The sequence below is a fragment of the Streptomyces radicis genome, assembly GCF_003626575.1.
In the GTDB taxonomy this organism is placed as follows: domain Bacteria; phylum Actinomycetota; class Actinomycetes; order Streptomycetales; family Streptomycetaceae; genus Streptomyces; species Streptomyces radicis.
This window is the reverse complement of the sequence record NZ_RBDY01000075.1, coordinates 1-1,292: the sequence shown is the minus strand read 5'-3', so window position 1 is coordinate 1,292 and position 1,292 is coordinate 1. Positions and strand designations below refer to the sequence as shown.

Genomic DNA, 1,292 nt, shown 5'->3' with positions numbered 1-1,292 from the left:
TGAGGGGCCTCGAAGATCTCGGACAGGGACCCAATAGGGTTGGCCGGTAGACAATCGAGGGAAGCAGCAAGTGCCACGTCCAAGTCCGTACTCACCGGAGTTCCGTGAGGAAGCAGTTCAGCTGGCGCTGAGATCTGACAAGCCGGTCGCTCAAGTCGCCCGGGAACTCGACATGAGCTCTGAGACGCTCCGCACATGGGTGCGTCGACATGAGCACGAGGAGGGCCGACGGGACGAGCCTCTGCCGGTGGACGAGCGCGCCCGGCTGAAGGAACTCGAGCGCCGCAACCGTGAGCTGGAGATGGAAGTCGCGTTCCTGAAAAAAGCCGCAGCGTACTTCGCGAGGGATCCCCGGTAGCGAGAAAGTACGAGTTCATCGAATCGATGCGGCTCGACATCGCGGAGTACGCGTATTCCGTCGAGTTCATGTGCACATACCTCGGCGTGTCCAAATCCGGCTATTACCACTGGAGGAACCGGCCCGATTCCGTGACGGCCCAGCGGCGCGGCGAACTGCGGCTGCTCATCAGGAAAGTGTTCGACATGTCCGACCGCACATACGGATACCGGCGCATCCACGCCCAGCTGCTGCGCTGGGGACACGCCGCCGGTCCGGAACTGGTCCGTCAGCTGATGCGGGAAATCGGCCTGGTGCCCTGCCAGCCGAGGCCGCGGCGGTGGTCGCTGACCCAGGCGGCGCCGGACCCGGTGCCGGACCTCATCGGCCGCGACTTCAGCGCGGACGTGCCGGGAGAAAAGCTCGTCGGCGATATCACCTACGTCCCCACCGGAGAAGGGTGGCTCTATCTCGCGACCGTCATCGACTGCTGCACGAAGGAGGTCATCGGCTACGCGCTGGACGATCACTACCAGACGCCACTGATAGCCCGCGCCATCCGCAACGCGGCACGGAACAGGAAACTCGCCAAGGGTGCCATATTCCACTCCGATCGTGGAAGCAACTACATGTCCGCCCAGTTCAGGACAGTGTTGCAGCAACTCGGACTCCGCGGATCAGCCGGGCGCACCGGCATCTGCTTCGACAACGCAATGGCCGAATCGTTCTTCGGCGCTCTGAAGAACGAACGGGTGTCGCGGGTGACCTACCTGACCCGTGAAGCAGCTCGGAGGGACATCACTCGGTACATCGAATTCTGGTACAATCGCAAACGCCTTCATTCGGCCGTGGGTTACCGCCCTCCACGCGAAGTCCACGCCGAGTACCATCAGTTGCGCATCGCCGCATGAAACGAACGACCAGCCCCCTGTCCGAAAAGCAGAGGGCCCCTCAC

At 62.9% G+C, this 1,292-nt stretch carries 1 protein-coding gene; it reads left to right on the top strand.

Annotated features, from left to right (window positions below; genetic code table 11):
* Positions 1-70 precede the first annotated feature (70 nt).
* Positions 71-1,248, top strand: a protein-coding gene (locus tag D7318_RS32280; protein ID WP_120700798.1) for an IS3 family transposase whose coding sequence is annotated in 2 segments (ribosomal slippage) — positions 71-332 and positions 332-1,248 — 1,179 coding nt in all. Because the reading frame shifts where the segments join, the coding sequence is not laid out codon by codon here.
* The last annotated feature ends 44 nt before the right edge of the window (positions 1,249-1,292 follow it).